This window comes from Saccharopolyspora sp. SCSIO 74807, assembly GCF_037023755.1.
GTDB lineage: Bacteria > Actinomycetota > Actinomycetes > Mycobacteriales > Pseudonocardiaceae > Saccharopolyspora_C > Saccharopolyspora_C galaxeae.
Map to the genome: position 1 here is coordinate 4,250,843 of NZ_CP146100.1, position 14,588 is coordinate 4,265,430.

The following is a 14,588-nucleotide window of genomic DNA, read 5'->3' on the forward strand; positions in this document are numbered from 1 at the left end:
AGCAACAACAATGACCAGAAACACACGGGAAGTCAACGGCACCATCCGTGTGCCGCGCATCGGAGCAACATCATGGATCTGAACGGGTGTATCCGGTTAAGTTGGATCGGCAGACCACCCGGCACCGGTGCCGCATCGAGGAGGACCCGCACGTGACCCAGCAAGCCCAGTCCCCGCAGGTCGGAAATCCCGGTGCGCAGTTCTTGGCCGCCCGCGACCTGCTGCTGCGCCACCGCGAGGACTACGACGCCGCGCGGGCGGAGTTCCGCTGGCCGCAGCCCGCCGAGTTCAACTGGGCGCTGGACTGGTTCGACACCATCGCCGCGCGCGAGGACCGCCTGGCGCTGTGGATCGTCGAGGCCGACGGGGGCGAGCGCAAGCTCACCTTCGGCGATCTGACCCGGCGCTCCAACCAGGTCGCGAACTGGCTGCGCGGCCTCGGCGTGGCCCGCGGCGACAAGCTGATCCTGATGCTGGGCAACCAGGTCGAGCTGTGGGAGACGATCCTGGCCGCGATGAAGCTCGGCGCGGTGATCATCCCGGCGACGACGCTGCTCGGCGCGGCGGACCTGCGCGACCGGGTCGATCGGGGTGGGGCCAAGCACGTGGTCACCACGGCCGCCGACGCCGCCAAATTCGCGGATGTGCCAGGGGATTACACCCGCATCGCGGTCGGTGGCGCGGACGGCTGGCAGTCCTATTCGGACAGCGAAGCCGCGGACGAGTCGTTCACCCCGGACGGACCGACCCGCGCCGCCGACCCGCTGCTGCTGTACTTCACCTCCGGGACCACCGCGCAGCCGAAGCTCGTCGAGCACACCCACGTTTCCTACCCGGTCGGTCATCTGTCCACTATGTACTGGATCGGGCTGGAACCGGGGGACGTGCACCTGAACATCTCCTCGCCGGGCTGGGCCAAGCACGCGTGGAGCAACGTGTTCGCGCCGTGGAACGCCGAGGCGACGGTGTTCATCTACAACTACTCCCGCTTCGACGCTCCGGCGCTGCTGCGCGAGATCGAGCGCTGCGGAGTGACCAGCTTCTGCGCCCCGCCCACGGTGTGGCGGATGCTCATCCAAGCGGACCTGAGCGCGTTGCCGACTCCGCCGCGCAAGGTCGTCGGCGCCGGGGAGCCGCTCAACCCGGAGATCATCGAGCAGGTCCGCCGCTCGTGGGGAGTGTCCATCCGGGACGGTTTCGGGCAGACCGAGACCAGCGTGCAGGTGGCCAACACGCCCGGCCAGGAGCTCAAACCCGGATCGATGGGCCGCGCGCTGCCCGGCTTCGAGGTCACGCTGGTGGACCCGGCCGGTGGCCGGGAAGCCGAGGAAGGCGAGATCTGCCTGCGCCTGGACCCGCGGCCGGTCGGCCTGATGACCGGCTACGCCGACGACGCCGAGCGCAACGCCGAGGTGTTGCGCGGCGGCTACTACCACACCGGCGACGTCGGATCGCGGGATTCCGAGGGCTACATCACCTACGTCGGGCGCACCGATGACGTGTTCAAGGCGTCGGACTACCGGATCTCACCGTTCGAGCTGGAAAGCGTGCTGCTGGAGCACGAGGCCGTCGCCGAGGCCGCGGTGGTTCCCTCGCCGGACCCGATCCGGCTGGCGGTGCCGAAGGCGTACGTCGTGCTGGCCGCCGGATGGGAGCCGGGGGAGGAGTCGGCGCTGGCGATCCTGCGGTTCGCCCGCGAGCACTTGGCGCCGTACAAGCGGATCCGGCGGCTGGAGTTCACCGACCTGCCCAAGACGATCTCCGGCAAGATCCGCCGCGTCGAACTCCGCACCCGCGAGACCGAACAGCTCACCGACGCCGCCCCGCCCGGCGAGTACCGCGAGGAGCACTTCCCGACCCTGAAGTCCTGACCCCGCTTCTCCACGAGTGAACGGCCTGTTCGTCCAATCTAGTGGGACGAACGGGCCGTTCACTCGGCTCGACCTGCCGCGGTAGCCGGTCGCGTACGTGCGTGGACCGTGAGCGAACGGACCGTTGGACCAAACTATTGGGACGAGCGGGCCGTTCACTCGGTGGCTTCGGGGTCAGGGTGCGTCGAAGCGGCCCTGTTTGAGGGCGGCGATCCAGGCGGTGTGGGCGGCGGCGGTGAGGCGCAGGGTTCCGGCGGCCGGGGACTTGCTGTCGCGGACCGCCGAGCCGCCGCCGGTCAGGGTCGCCACTTCCACGCAGTTGCCGCCGGCGTCGCTGTAGCTCGATTTGCGCCACGGGACGTCGCGCGACTCAACCATGATCGTTTTCCTCGCGTAGCTCGTGCAGTACCCGAGCCAGCATCTCGCGGGATTCACCGGGTGCAAGAGCCATCCGGCGCAAGTCACCGAACATCCCGTCCATGGTCGCGACGTCGCCCGCATCGCTGATCATGTGCCCGCCCAGCGGGCCGTCGAAGTAGCACATCGGCGGGTCGATCTCCGGGTTCGCGAAGTGCAGCAGGGTGAAGTTCGTCGCGATTCCGCCGTAGCCGTCATGGGTCGCCGTGAGCACTTGGATCGTGATGTTGGCGGATTTGCTCTGGTCCAGCAGATGATCGAGCTGATCGGCCAGCACTTCGGGACTGCCGACGGCCAGCCGCAAGGTCGCCTCGGCGATGATCGCGTGCAGGTGCAACGGGTTCGGCCCGGTGAGCCGTTGCTGCCGTTGCATTCGCGCCTGCACCCATCGATCGACGAATTCCGGGGCGACCTTGTGCCGCCCCGCGTCGTGGATGGCGCGGGCGTAGTCCTCGGTTTGCAGCAGCCCGGGAACCAGCACCGGTTCGAACGTGCGGATCTCGGTGGCGTCCTCCTCGAAGCTGACCAGCGGCCGCAGCCATTCCGGTAGTCCGTAGACCGCCCACTGCCCGGCGCCGTGCCGGGATTCCGCGCGCAACTGCTCCAGGCCCTTGCGCACTTCGGCCGGTGCGCGCAGTTCCGCCAGCAGCCGCACGAGATCGGTTTCGCTGATCTTGGTGTTGCCGTGCTCCCAATTGACCATCGTCGTGTGCCTGCGCCCGATGGCGTCGCCGACCTGGGTCTGGGTGAGCCCCGCCGCCTCCCGGAGCCTGCGCAGTTCCGCGCCGAGCCGGCGCAGCTGCGGCGATGAGCCCGTCATGCCGTCGTCCCCTTCTGCTGATCCGGCCAGCAGCCTAGCGAAAATTCCTGACATTCAAGATCGCACGATCGGGGAATGCCCGGCCTTGGATGTCAACTTCTAATCTCCCGATCAACCGCGTCGAATCGCACGCGGGCACGGGAGAGAGGAGTCACCCATGGACGGAACGGGCGGAATCGGGCGCGATCCGCTGGACCTGCTGGTGCCGGACCTGACCGGACACCCGCCGATGTGCGGAGAGGAGGAGCTCGCCCGCCGGATGGCCGTGGAGGTCGCCAAAGCCAGGGCCCGCGCATTCGCAGTCGTCCAGGAGTACGGAACGCGCGCCGCGATGGAGATCGCGGGCTGGGGGATCGCCGTCGGAGGCCGATACGACGTGATCGGCGTCGGCGGGGGCCAATGGCTCGCCGATGCCCTCGCCCGACTCCGTGCGGCAGGGGTTCACCTGGGGCGGCCGGGTGCGTGCGCACGTGGTCCCAGCGGACGGAACGCAGCGGTCGATCGGCTGATCAAGACGTCGAGTTGATCTAGGGTCGGGGGAGACGATCTGGGGGCGCTATGACCGACGTGGCCGCTGAAGCGCAACAAGCGGGGACATTGGTCACCCTGGCGGTGCTCCTGGCGGCGGTGTTGCACGCGACGTGGAACGCGCTCGCGCACGGGGTGGCCGACCGGATGATCGGGTTCTCGCTGATCGGCCTCACCTACACCGCGGTCGGCGCAGTTGTGGTGATGTTCACCGGCCCGCCCGCACCGGAAGCCTGGCCGCTGGTGCTGGCTTCCGCCGCGGTGCACGTCCTTTATCAATTCGGATTGCTGGCCAGTTATCGGCTGGGCGAGTTCAGCCAGGTCTACCCGCTGGCCCGCGGCACTTCGCCGTGGGTGGTGACACTGCTGTCCGCCGTCCTGCTCGGCCAGCGCATCCCGGCGGTGCAGCTGGCCGGGGTGCTGGTGGTCTCCGCGGGGTTGCTGAGCCTGGTGTTCGTCGGCGGGATGCCCGGTCGCACCGCTGTGCCGGGTCTGCTCGCCGCGTTCGGCACCGGCCTGCTGATCGCCACTTACACGGTCATCGACGGCGTCGGAGTGCACCGGACCGGTGTGCTCGGCTACGCGGCCTGGATGTTCCTGCTGCAGGGGCCCGCGTTGCCGCTGGCCGGCTGGACCTCGCGGCGCCGGAGTTTTCTGCCCGGATTGCGCCGGCATTGGCGCGGCGGAATTGCGGGCGGGCTCGTTTCGATGGCCGCCTACGGGATCGTTTTGTGGGCGCAAACACGGGCAACCCTTGGACCGGTTGCGGCGCTGCGCGAGACCAGCATCGTGTTCGGCGCATTGCTCGGGGCGATCTTCCTGGGCGAGCGGATGGGCCGCGGCCGGGCGGTGCTCGCCGGGGTCGTGGTGGCCGGGATCGTCCTGATCGACCTGGCCTGACCAGCGAGGAAGCGGCAACTGAAAAGATCTTGTGCCAAAGTCTGGCGCTGCTGCGGTGTGGATCGTAACATCCGTGGCCCCCCGATCGATCTCACCGGCGGAAAAGGGAAATCGATCCCCACCGCGAGCCCAGCGTGAGCAATTTTGTAGGCATCCGCGGTTGCGCTATTCGTTGTTGTCATGGTAAGTGCTGCGTACGCGATGGTACACACTCCGGCGCGACCGTGCACTTATCTGATCGTGACATGCCTCCGCAATCTCCGGAATAAGCGCAGGTGAAAGCGCATTTTTTTACCCAGGGTGATCGGTTGAATCACGCTAATATCCCACCCATGTGATCAGTGTCACAGCTTTGCACGGTTGCTTCAGCAACTCATTCGCCTAGTTTGGTTACTCGACGCACGGATCTCGCGTCGAAGCCGGTCGGCAAAGGCGCTGACTGAGTGCGAGGACTGGCGCAGGTGTTGCGGCCTGAACTTTTTCGGCCGCCCGCGCCGGTGCGCAGGCGTCGCCATTTCGATTGGCGACCCGGCACGACCGCGAGATGATCTCGGGGCGGATTCGCGCGGACCCGAGTGCGGTGCAGAGGCGCATGACCAACGCGAGTGGTGGGAGTGAAGTATGGCCAAGAGCGTGGATGACCTGGCGCACGGCGACGGCAACGGTGCGGTCGACAACACGGCCGAGCTGGTCGCCCGCGAGGAGCAGGTCTTCGGCGACAACCCGTTGGAAGTGCGCGAATCCGACCACTACACGCACGAGTACGTCGGCGGATTCGTCGACAAGTGGGACGACCTGATCGACTGGAAGAAGCGCTACGAGAGCGAAGGCCAGTTCTTCGTCGAACAGCTCAAAGCCCGCGGTGTGGAATCGGTGCTGGACGTGGCGACCGGCACCGGGTTCCATTCCGTGCGGCTGCTGGAAGAGGGCTTCGAGACGGTCAGCGCGGACGGCAGCCCGCAGATGCTCGCCCAGGCGTTCCGCAACGGCCTGGCCTACGGCGGGCACATCCTGCGCGTGGTGCACGCCGACTGGCGGTGGCTGAACCGGGACGTGCACGGCGCGTACGACGCGATCATCTGCTTGGGCAACTCGTTCACGCACCTGTTCTCCGAGCGGGACCGGCGCAAGACGCTGGCGGAGTTCTACGCGATGCTCAAGCACGACGGCGTGCTGATCATCGACCAGCGCAACTACGACTCCATTCTGGACGACGGGTTCTCCAGCAAGCACACCTATTACTACGCGGGCGAGGACGTTTCCGCGGAACCCGATCACGTGGACGAGGGCCTGGCCCGGTTCAAGTACACGTTCCCGGACAAGAGTGAATTCTTCCTCAACATGTACCCGTTGCGGAAGAATTACGTGCGGCGGCTGCTGCGCGAGGTCGGATTCCAGCGGATCGACACCTACGGCGATTTCCAGGAAACGCACGCCGACCAGGACCCGGACTTCTTCATCCACGTCGCGGAGAAGAACTACCGGGCCGAGGACGAACTGTCCGACATGTACTCGGCGGCGGTGCACACCGCCCGCGACTACTACAACTCCGAGGACGCGGACAACTTCTACTTCAACGTCTGGGGCGGCAACGACATCCACGTCGGCCTCTACCAGACCAAGGACGAGGACATCGATGCCGCGTCCCGGCGCACCGTCGAGCGGATGGTGAGCAAGGTAGAGATCACACCGCAGACCCGCGTGCTCGACATCGGCGCCGGTTACGGTGGTGCTGCGCGGCACTTGGCCCGGACCTACGGCTGCAAGGTGGCCTGCCTGAACCTCAGCGAGGTGGAGAACCGGCGCAACGTCGAGTTCAACCGCGCCGAGGGGCTCGACCACCTCATCGAGGTCAAGGACGGCTCGTTCGAGGACATCCCGTTCCAGGACAACGCGTTCGACGTGGTGTGGTCGCAGGACGCGATCCTGCACAGCGGTGACCGCGAGCGGGTTCTCGAAGAGGCCACCCGGGTGCTGAGCAAGGGCGGCTCGTTCGTGTTCACCGACCCGATGGCCGCCGATGACGCCCGCAAGCAGGACCTCGGGCCGATCTTGGAGCGGCTCAACCTGGACACGATGGGCACGCCCGGCTTCTACCGCCGCGAGCTGGCCCGGCTGGGCCTGCAGAACTTCGAATTCGAGGACCTCAGCGAGTACCTGCCGGTGCACTACGGCCGGGTGCTGGAGGTGCTGGAGAGCCGCGAGTCCGAGCTGGCCGACCGGATCAGCGAGGAGTACCGCACGAAGATGAAGCGCGGGCTGCGCGCCTGGGTCGACTCCGGTAACGCCGGGAGCCTGGCGTGGGGCATCATCCACGCCCGTGCATGATCATTAAAACAGCATAAGACCCCTGTTGGGGACGGTTGCTCCGGTGCCATGGAGTGGAACTCCATGACATCGGAGCGGCCGGTACGCAAGGATCGAAGCCGCCAAAGTAGCGACAGAGGTGAGGTTGAGCCGTGAGTGAGATCAACCGCAGGTTGTTCACCAGTGAGTCGGTGACCGAGGGTCACCCGGACAAGATGGCGGACGCGATCAGCGACTCCATCCTGGACGCCCTGCTGGCGCAGGACCCCCGGTCCCGCGTCGCCGCCGAGACCATGATCACCACCGGTCAGGTGCACATCGCCGGTGAGATCACGACCACCGCCAACGTGGACTTTCAGCAGCTGGTGCGGGACACGGTCCTGGAGATCGGCTACGACTCGTCGGACAAGGGCTTCGACGGCAACACCTGCGGTGTGAACGTCTCCATCGACGCGCAGTCCCCGGACATCGGCCAGGGCGTGGACACCGCCCACGAGAACCGGGTCGAGGGCGTCATCGACGAGATCGCCAAGCAGGGTGCGGGCGACCAGGGCCTGATGTTCGGGTACGCCTGCGACGACACCGACGAGCTCGCGCCGCTGCCGATCACGCTGGCGCACCGCCTGTCCCGTCGGCTGACCGACGTGCGCAAGAACGGCACCGTTCCGTACCTGCGCGCCGACGGCAAGACCCAGGTGACCGTGGAGTACGCCGGCGACCAGCCGGTGCGGCTGGACACCGTCGTGCTGTCCTCCCAGCACGCCGACGGCATCGACCTGGACAGCCAGCTCGTCAAGGACATCGATCAGCACGTCATCCGTCCGGAGCTGGACCGGGTCGGGCTGGAAGCGGCCGACACCCGCCAGCTGATCAACCCGACCGGCCGGTTCGTGGTCGGCGGCCCGATGGGTGACTGCGGCCTGACCGGCCGCAAGATCATCGTGGACACCTACGGCGGCATGGCCCGCCACGGTGGCGGCGCGTTCTCCGGCAAGGACCCGTCGAAGGTGGACCGCTCCGCGGCCTACGCGACCCGCTGGGTGGCGAAGAACGCGGTGGCCGCCGGGCTGGCCAGCCGCATCGAGGTGCAGACCGCCTACGCGATCGGCAAGGCCGCCCCGGTCGGGCTGTTCGTGGAGACTTTCGGCACCGAGAACGTGGACCCGGTCAAGATCCAGGCCGCGATCAACGAGGTCTTCGACCTCCGCCCGGCCGCGATCATCCGGGACCTGGACCTGCTGCGCCCGATCTACGCGCAGACCGCCGCCTACGGCCACTTCGGCCGCAGCGACGTGAGCCTGCCGTGGGAGAACACCGACCGCGCCGCCGCGCTCAAGAGCGCCGCCGGTCTCTGATCGCGCACGTCCGCACGGGCTGCCGCGGGGCGCCGTCGCGCGCCCCGCGGCCCGGTGCGGGCCAGGTCCCCTGAACACTTAGAGGTCGGTGGCCGACGACGTCGCCGGCCCACCGCCGTGAAGGAGTATTGCAGTGCGGATTGCGGTGACCGGTTCGATCGCCACCGACCACCTGATGTCCTTCCCCGGCAGGATCGCCGATCAGCTGATCGCCGATCAGCTCGAGCAGGTGTCCCTGTCGTTCCTGGTCGACGAGCTGGAGGTGCGCCGCGGCGGGATCGCGGCCAACATCACCTTCGGGCTCGGCAAGCTGGGCGTGACCCCCTACCTGGTCGGCGCCGTGGGTGAGGACTTCGAGGAATACCGGTCGTGGCTGGAGCGGCACGGGGTGGACACCGCCTCGGTGCACGTCTCGGCGACCAAGCACACCTCCCGGTTCCTGTGCACGACCGACCAGGACTTCAACCAGATCGCCTCGTTCTACCCGGGCGCCATGTCCGAGGCGCGGGAGATCGAGTTGAAGTCCGTGGCCGACCGCATCGGCGGGCTGGACCTCGTGGTGATCTCCGCGAACGACCCGGACGCGATGATCAGGCACACCCAGGAGTCGCGGGAGCGCGGCTACAAGTTCCTCGCCGACCCCGGCCAGCAGCTGGCCCGGATGGACGGCGAGGCGGTGCGCAAGCTCGTCGAGGGTGCGGAGTACCTGTTCACCAACGAGTACGAGCACGGCCTGCTGCTGCAGAGCACCGGCTGGAGCCACGAAGAGGTGCTGGGCAAGGTCGGCAGCTGGGTGACCTCGCTGGGCGCGAAGGGCCTGAAGGTCGAATCCGCTTCGGCCCCGACCCTGGAGGTCGTGCCGCCGAAGGAGAAGCAGAAGGGCGACCCGACCGGTGTCGGCGACGCGCTGCGCGCCGGGTTCCTGGCCGGCCTGTCCGGCGGTCTGGGCCTGGAGCGGTCCCTGCAGCTCGGCTGCACCCTGGCGACGGTGTCGCTGGAGACCGACGGGCCGCAGGAGTACGACGTCGAGCGCGAGTCGTTCCTCGCGCGCATCGCCGAGGCGTACGGCGAGTCCGCCGCGACCGAGATCGGCTCGAAGCTGCGCTGAACCCCCGTCCTCCGGCGGCACCGGCAGACGCCGCCGGTGCCGCCGGGCGCGGAGGACACTGGGTTCGGGCGTGGTCGAAGAAAGCGTGGGAAGAGGCAGCGACATGAATGGGGTCAACACGAACGGCGAATCCGCTTCGGGCCGGGACCCGAGCGGGTTTCTCAGCGCGCTCGCCGAGCGCGTGCTCGTCGCGGACGGCGGAATGGGCACCGCGTTGCAGGCCCACGACCTGACGCTGGACGACTTCGCGAACCTCGAAGGCTGCAACGAGATCCTCAACGAGACCCGCCCGGACGTGGTTTCCAGCGTCTACCGCGGTTTCCTCGAGGCTGGTTCGGACGCGATCGAATCGAACACGTTCGGCACGAACCTCGCCAACCTCGGCGAGTACGGCATCACGGAGCGGATCCGGGACCTGGCCGAGAAGGGCGCCCGGCTGGCCCGCGAGGCCGCCGACGAGTTCTCGACGCCGGACAAGCCGCGGTTCGTGCTCGGTTCGATGGGGCCGGGCACCAAGCTGCCCACCCTCGGCCACGCGCCGTACGCGGACCTGCGCGACGCCTACGAGGAGAGCGTGCTGGGCCTGCTCGAGGGCGGGATCGACGTGGTCCTGGTCGAGACCTCCCAGGACCTGCTGCAGACGAAGGCCTCGATCGTCGGCGCCAAGCGCGCCATGGCCAAGACCGGCCAGTACCGGCCGATCATCGCGCAGGTCACCGTGGAGCAGACCGGCACGATGCTGGTGGGCTCGGAGATCGGCGCGGCGCTGACCGCGCTGGAGCCGCTGGGCATCGACATGATCGGGATGAACTGCGCGACCGGGCCGGCGGAGATGAGCGAGCACCTGCGGGTGCTGGCCCAGCACGCCCAGGTGCCGATCTCGGTGATGCCGAACGCGGGCCTGCCCGAGCTCGGCCCGAACGGCGCGGTGTATCCGCTGCAGGCCGACGAGCTGGCCGAGGCGCTGGTCGGGTTCGTCAACAACTTCGGCACCCGGCTGGTCGGCGGCTGCTGCGGCACCACCGGTGAGCACGTGCGCGCGGTCTCCGAGGCGGTCGCCGGGCTCAACCCGGCGCCGCGCACGCCGGAGGTCATCCCGTCGGTGTCGTCGGTGTACCAGGCGGTGCCGTTCCAGCAGGACGCCACCAACCTCAACGTCGGCGAGCGCACCAACACCAACGGTTCCAAGAAGTTCCGCGAGGCCATGCTCGACGGCCGCTACGAGGACTGCGTCGAGATCGCCAAGTCCCAGACCCGCGAGGGCGCGCACCTGCTCGACCTGTGCGTGGACTACGTGGGCCGCGACGGCGTCGAGGACATGCGGGAACTGGCCAGCAGGCTGGCCACCGCCTCCACGCTGCCGGTGATGGTGGACTCCACCGAGGCCGACGTCATCCAGGCGGGCTTGGAGCACTTCGGCGGCCGGTGCGCGGTGAACTCGGTGAACTACGAGGACGGCGACGGCCCGGACTCGCGGTTCCAGAAGGTCATGGACATGGTCCACGAGCACGGCGCCACCATCGTCGGGCTGTGCATCGACGAGGAGGGCCAGGCCCGGACCCGGGACTGGAAGGTGCGCGTCGCCGAGCGGCTGATCGCGGACATCACCGGCAAGTGGGGCCTGGACGAGTCCTCGATCATCATCGACTGCCTGGTCTTCCCGATCACCACGGGCCAGGAGGAGGTCCGCGAGGACGGCATCGAGACCATCGAGGCGATCCGCGAGCTCAAGCGGCGGCACCCGGACGTGCAGACGACGCTGGGCCTGTCGAACGTCTCGTTCGGGCTGAACCCGGCCGCGCGCCAGGTGCTGAACTCGGTGTTCCTAAACGAGTGCCGCGAAGCCGGGCTGGACTCGGCGATCCTGAACGCCTCCAAGATCCTGCCGATGAGCAAGATCGAGGACGAGCAGCGGCAGGTCGCGCTGGACCTGGTCTACAACCGCCGCACCGAGGACTACGACCCGCTGCAGAAGCTGATGTCGCTGTTCGAGGGCAAGACGGCGGCCTCCAGCGGTGCCTCGCGGGCCGAGGAGCTGGCGAAGCTGCCGCTGTTCGAGCGGCTGGAGAAGCGCATCGTGGACGGCGAGCGCAACGGGCTCGAAGCGGATCTGGACGAGGCCATGCAGGAGAAGGCCCCGCTGCAGATCGTCAACGAGAACCTGCTGGCCGGCATGAAGGTCGTCGGTGACCTGTTCGGTTCCGGGCAGATGCAGCTGCCGTTCGTGCTGCAGTCCGCGGAGGTCATGAAGACCGCCGTGGCGCACCTCGAACCGCACATGGACAAGGACGACACCGGCGGCAAGGGCAAGCTGCTGCTGGCCACCGTCAAGGGCGATGTGCACGACATCGGCAAGAACCTGGTGGACATCATCGTGTCCAACAACGGCTACGACGTGGTCAACATCGGCATCAAGCAGCCGGTCAACGCCATCCTGGAAGCCGCCGACGAGCACAAGGTCGACGTGATCGGCCTGTCCGGGCTGCTGGTCAAGTCGACGGTGATCATGAAGGAGAACCTGGAGGAGATGAACTCCAGGGGCATCTCCGAGAAGTACCCGGTGATGCTCGGCGGCGCGGCGCTGACCCGCTCCTTCGTGGAGAACGACCTCGACGAGGTCTTCCAGGGCGACGTGCGCTACGCGAAGGACGCCTTCGAGGGCCTGAACCTGATGGACCGGCTGATGGCCATCAAGCGCGGCGACAGCCCCGAGGAGGACGAGAAGGAACAGGCCAAGAAGGCCGAGCGCAAGGAGCGCCGCGAGCGTTCGCTGCGGATCGCCGAGAAGCGCAAGGCCGAGGAAGGCGAGATCCCGGACCTCTACGACGAGTCCACCCGTTCCGACGTGGACGCCGATTCCCCGGTGCCGACCCCGCCGTTCTGGGGCTCCCGGGTGATCAAGGGCGTGCCCACGGCCGACTACTTGGCGCTGCTGGACGAGCGGGCCACGTTCTTCGGCCAGTGGGGCCTGCGCGGCTCCAAGAAGGGCGAGGGCAAGACCTACGAGGAACTGGTCGAGTCCGAGGGCCGCCCGCGGCTGCGCGCGTGGGTGGACGAGCTGTCCACCGCGGGCATCCTGCAGCACGCGGCCGTGGTCTACGGCTACTTCCCGGTGGTCTCCGAGGGCAACTCGCTGATCGTGCTGGACAAGGAGGAGCCGGACTCGCCGGAGCGCACCCGGTTCACCTTCCCGCGCCAGCAGCGGGACCGGCGGCTGTGCCTGGCGGACTTCTACCGCTCGCGGGAGAAGGCCGAGCAGACCGGGCAGGTCGACGTGCTGCCGATGCAGCTGGTCACGATGGGCCAGCCGATCGCGGACTACGCCAACCAGCTGTTCGCGAAGGACGCCTACCGGGATTACCTGGAGATCCACGGCATGGGCGTGCAGCTGACCGAGGCGTTGGCGGAGTACTTCCACCGCCGGGTGCGCCAGGAGCTGCTGTTCTCCAGCGGCCGGGCGGTCTCCGAGGAGGACCCGGACGAGGTCACCGAGTTCTTCAAGCTCGGCTACCGCGGTGCCCGCTTCTCGTTCGGCTACGGCGCCTGCCCGGAGATCGAGGACCGGGCCAAGATCGTGGAGCTGCTGGAGAGCGAGCGGATCGGCGTGGAGCTTTCCGAGGAGTTCCAGCTGCACCCGGAGCAGTCCACCGACGCGATCATCGCCCACCACCCCGAGGCGAAGTACTTCAACACGTGATCCCGGCCGGGCGGGCCGCGCTGGCTGATCGCGGCCCGCCCGCCGGAGGACTCTCGACCCGAGCAGGGAAATCGCCTGTGACAGGGATGAAGCCCGAGCAGGGAAATCAAGAAAGGAAATCATGAGCGCGAAGCTGCAAACGGCCAATGGCCTCGATTTCGCCGTCGCTGATCTGGGACTGGCCGAGTCGGGTCGGCACCAGATCCGGCTGGCGGAGCATGAGATGCCGGGTTTGATGGCGACTCGCCGGGAGTATGCGGACTCGAAGCCGCTGAAGGGCGCGCGGATCGCAGGTTCGTTGCACATGACGGTGCAGACGGCGGTGCTCATCGAGACGCTGGTTGAGCTGGGCGCGGATGTGCGGTGGGTGTCGTGCAACATTTTCTCGACCCAGGACGAGGCCGCGGCGGCGGTCGTGGTCGGTGGCGGTACTGCGGACAAGCCTGCTGGTGTGCCGGTGTTCGCGTGGAAGGGTGAGACGCTCGAGGATTACTGGTGGTGCACCAACCAGCTCTGGGAGTTCGGCGGCGGCAAGCTCGCGAACATGATCCTGGACGATGGTGGTGACGCGACGCTGCTGGTGCACAAGGGTGTCGAGTTCGAGGCCGCGGGTGCGGTGCCGCAGCCGACTGAGGACGACCCGGACGAGTTCAAGGTCGTGCTGTCGACGCTGCGTAAGAGCCTGGAGCAGGATGCCCAGCGGTTCACGACGCTGGCGAAGGAGATCAAGGGCGTTACCGAGGAGACCACGACCGGTGTGCACAAGCTGGTCGAGTTGGTCAAGTCGGAGGAGCTGTTGTTCCCGGCGATCAATGTGAACGACTCGGTGACGAAGTCGAAGTTCGACAACAAGTACGGCTGCCGGCACTCGCTGGTCGATGGCATCAACCGCGCCACCGACGTGCTCATTGGTGGCAAGGTCGCGGTGATCGCCGGGTTCGGCGATGTCGGTAAGGGCTCGGCGGAGTCGCTGCGGGGCCAGGGTGCTCGGGTGATCGTCACCGAGATCGACCCGATCTGCGCGTTGCAGGCGGCGATGGAGGGCTACGAGGTCAAGACCTTGGACGAGGTCGTTGAGTTCGCGGACATCTTCATCACCACCACCGGGAACTTCGACATCATCACCGCTGAGCACATGAGCCGGATGAAGCATCAGGCGATCGTGGGCAATATCGGGCATTTCGACAACGAGATCGACATGGCGGGGTTGGAGAAGACTCCGGGTGTGCGGAAGGTCGAGATCAAGCCGCAGGTGCACGAGTTCACGTTCACCGATGGGCACTCGATCCTGGTGTTGTCCGAGGGCCGGTTGTTGAACCTGGGTAACGCGACCGGGCACCCGAGTTTCGTGATGTCGAACTCGTTCACGAACCAGACGCTGGCGCAGATCGAGTTGTGGACCAAGCCGGGTGAGTACGGCAAGGACGTGTACGTGCTGCCGAAGCTGCTGGACGAGAAGGTCGCCCGGCTGCACCTGGACGCGCTCGGGGTCAACCTCACCCGCATGACCAAGGCCCAGGCCGAGTACATCGGCGTCGACGTCAACGGGCCCTACAAGCCCGAACACTACCGCTACTGATTCGTT

10 protein-coding genes are annotated in these 14,588 nt (G+C 67.4%); 8 read left to right on the top strand and 2 right to left on the bottom strand.

The window, feature by feature from the left end; translation table 11 throughout:
* Window positions 1-152: 152 nt before the first annotated feature.
* A complete protein-coding gene (locus V1457_RS19495) occupies window positions 153-1,871 on the top strand; it encodes an AMP-binding protein (RefSeq protein WP_307849957.1) in 1,719 nt (572 codons plus the stop codon).
* A gap of 174 nt (window positions 1,872-2,045) precedes the next feature.
* Here the strand turns inward: V1457_RS19495 and V1457_RS19500 are convergent, their stop codons facing one another.
* Together V1457_RS19500 and V1457_RS19505 are read right to left on the bottom strand one after the other, a co-directional pair.
* Window positions 2,046-2,249, bottom strand: a complete 204-nt coding sequence (locus tag V1457_RS19500; RefSeq protein ID WP_200069428.1) for a DUF397 domain-containing protein — start codon at window positions 2,247-2,249, stop codon at window positions 2,046-2,048.
* A complete protein-coding gene (locus tag V1457_RS19505) occupies window positions 2,242-3,108 on the bottom strand; it encodes a helix-turn-helix transcriptional regulator (RefSeq protein WP_338596002.1) in 867 nt (288 codons plus the stop codon). The genes V1457_RS19500 and V1457_RS19505 overlap by 8 nt, the downstream gene beginning before the upstream one ends.
* Window positions 3,109-3,265: 157 nt before the next feature.
* On the opposite strand from V1457_RS19505, the gene V1457_RS19510 reads away from it, so the two are divergent.
* From V1457_RS19510 to ahcY, 7 genes are all read left to right on the top strand, one after another.
* Window positions 3,266-3,634: a hypothetical protein gene (locus V1457_RS19510; RefSeq protein WP_338596004.1), complete on the top strand. Its 369-nt coding sequence runs from the start codon at window positions 3,266-3,268 to the stop codon at window positions 3,632-3,634.
* A 32-nt stretch (window positions 3,635-3,666) separates the two neighbouring features.
* Window positions 3,667-4,536 carry an EamA family transporter gene (locus V1457_RS19515; protein ID WP_338596006.1) on the top strand — a complete coding sequence of 290 codons (870 nt, stop codon included), beginning with the start codon at window positions 3,667-3,669 and terminating at the stop codon, window positions 4,534-4,536.
* Window positions 4,537-5,157: 621 nt separating this feature from the next.
* Entirely contained in the window at window positions 5,158-6,864 is a 1,707-nt protein-coding gene (locus V1457_RS19520; RefSeq protein ID WP_200069424.1) for a class I SAM-dependent methyltransferase, read from the top strand.
* A gap of 194 nt (window positions 6,865-7,058) precedes the next feature.
* Window positions 7,059-8,198, top strand: coding sequence for a methionine adenosyltransferase (gene metK, locus V1457_RS19525; protein ID WP_407074790.1), 1,140 nt, complete (start codon window positions 7,059-7,061; stop codon window positions 8,196-8,198).
* Between the two features lie 133 nt (window positions 8,199-8,331).
* A complete protein-coding gene (locus V1457_RS19530) occupies window positions 8,332-9,306 on the top strand; it encodes a carbohydrate kinase family protein (protein ID WP_200069422.1) in 975 nt (324 codons plus the stop codon).
* 103 nt (window positions 9,307-9,409) lie between these two features.
* Complete coding sequence (gene metH, locus V1457_RS19535) at window positions 9,410-13,003, top strand: methionine synthase (RefSeq protein ID WP_338596009.1); 3,594 nt, start codon at window positions 9,410-9,412, stop codon at window positions 13,001-13,003.
* Window positions 13,004-13,124: 121 nt separating this feature from the next.
* Window positions 13,125-14,582, top strand: coding sequence for an adenosylhomocysteinase (ahcY, locus tag V1457_RS19540; RefSeq protein ID WP_338596010.1), 1,458 nt, complete (start codon window positions 13,125-13,127; stop codon window positions 14,580-14,582).
* Window positions 14,583-14,588 lie beyond the last annotated feature (6 nt).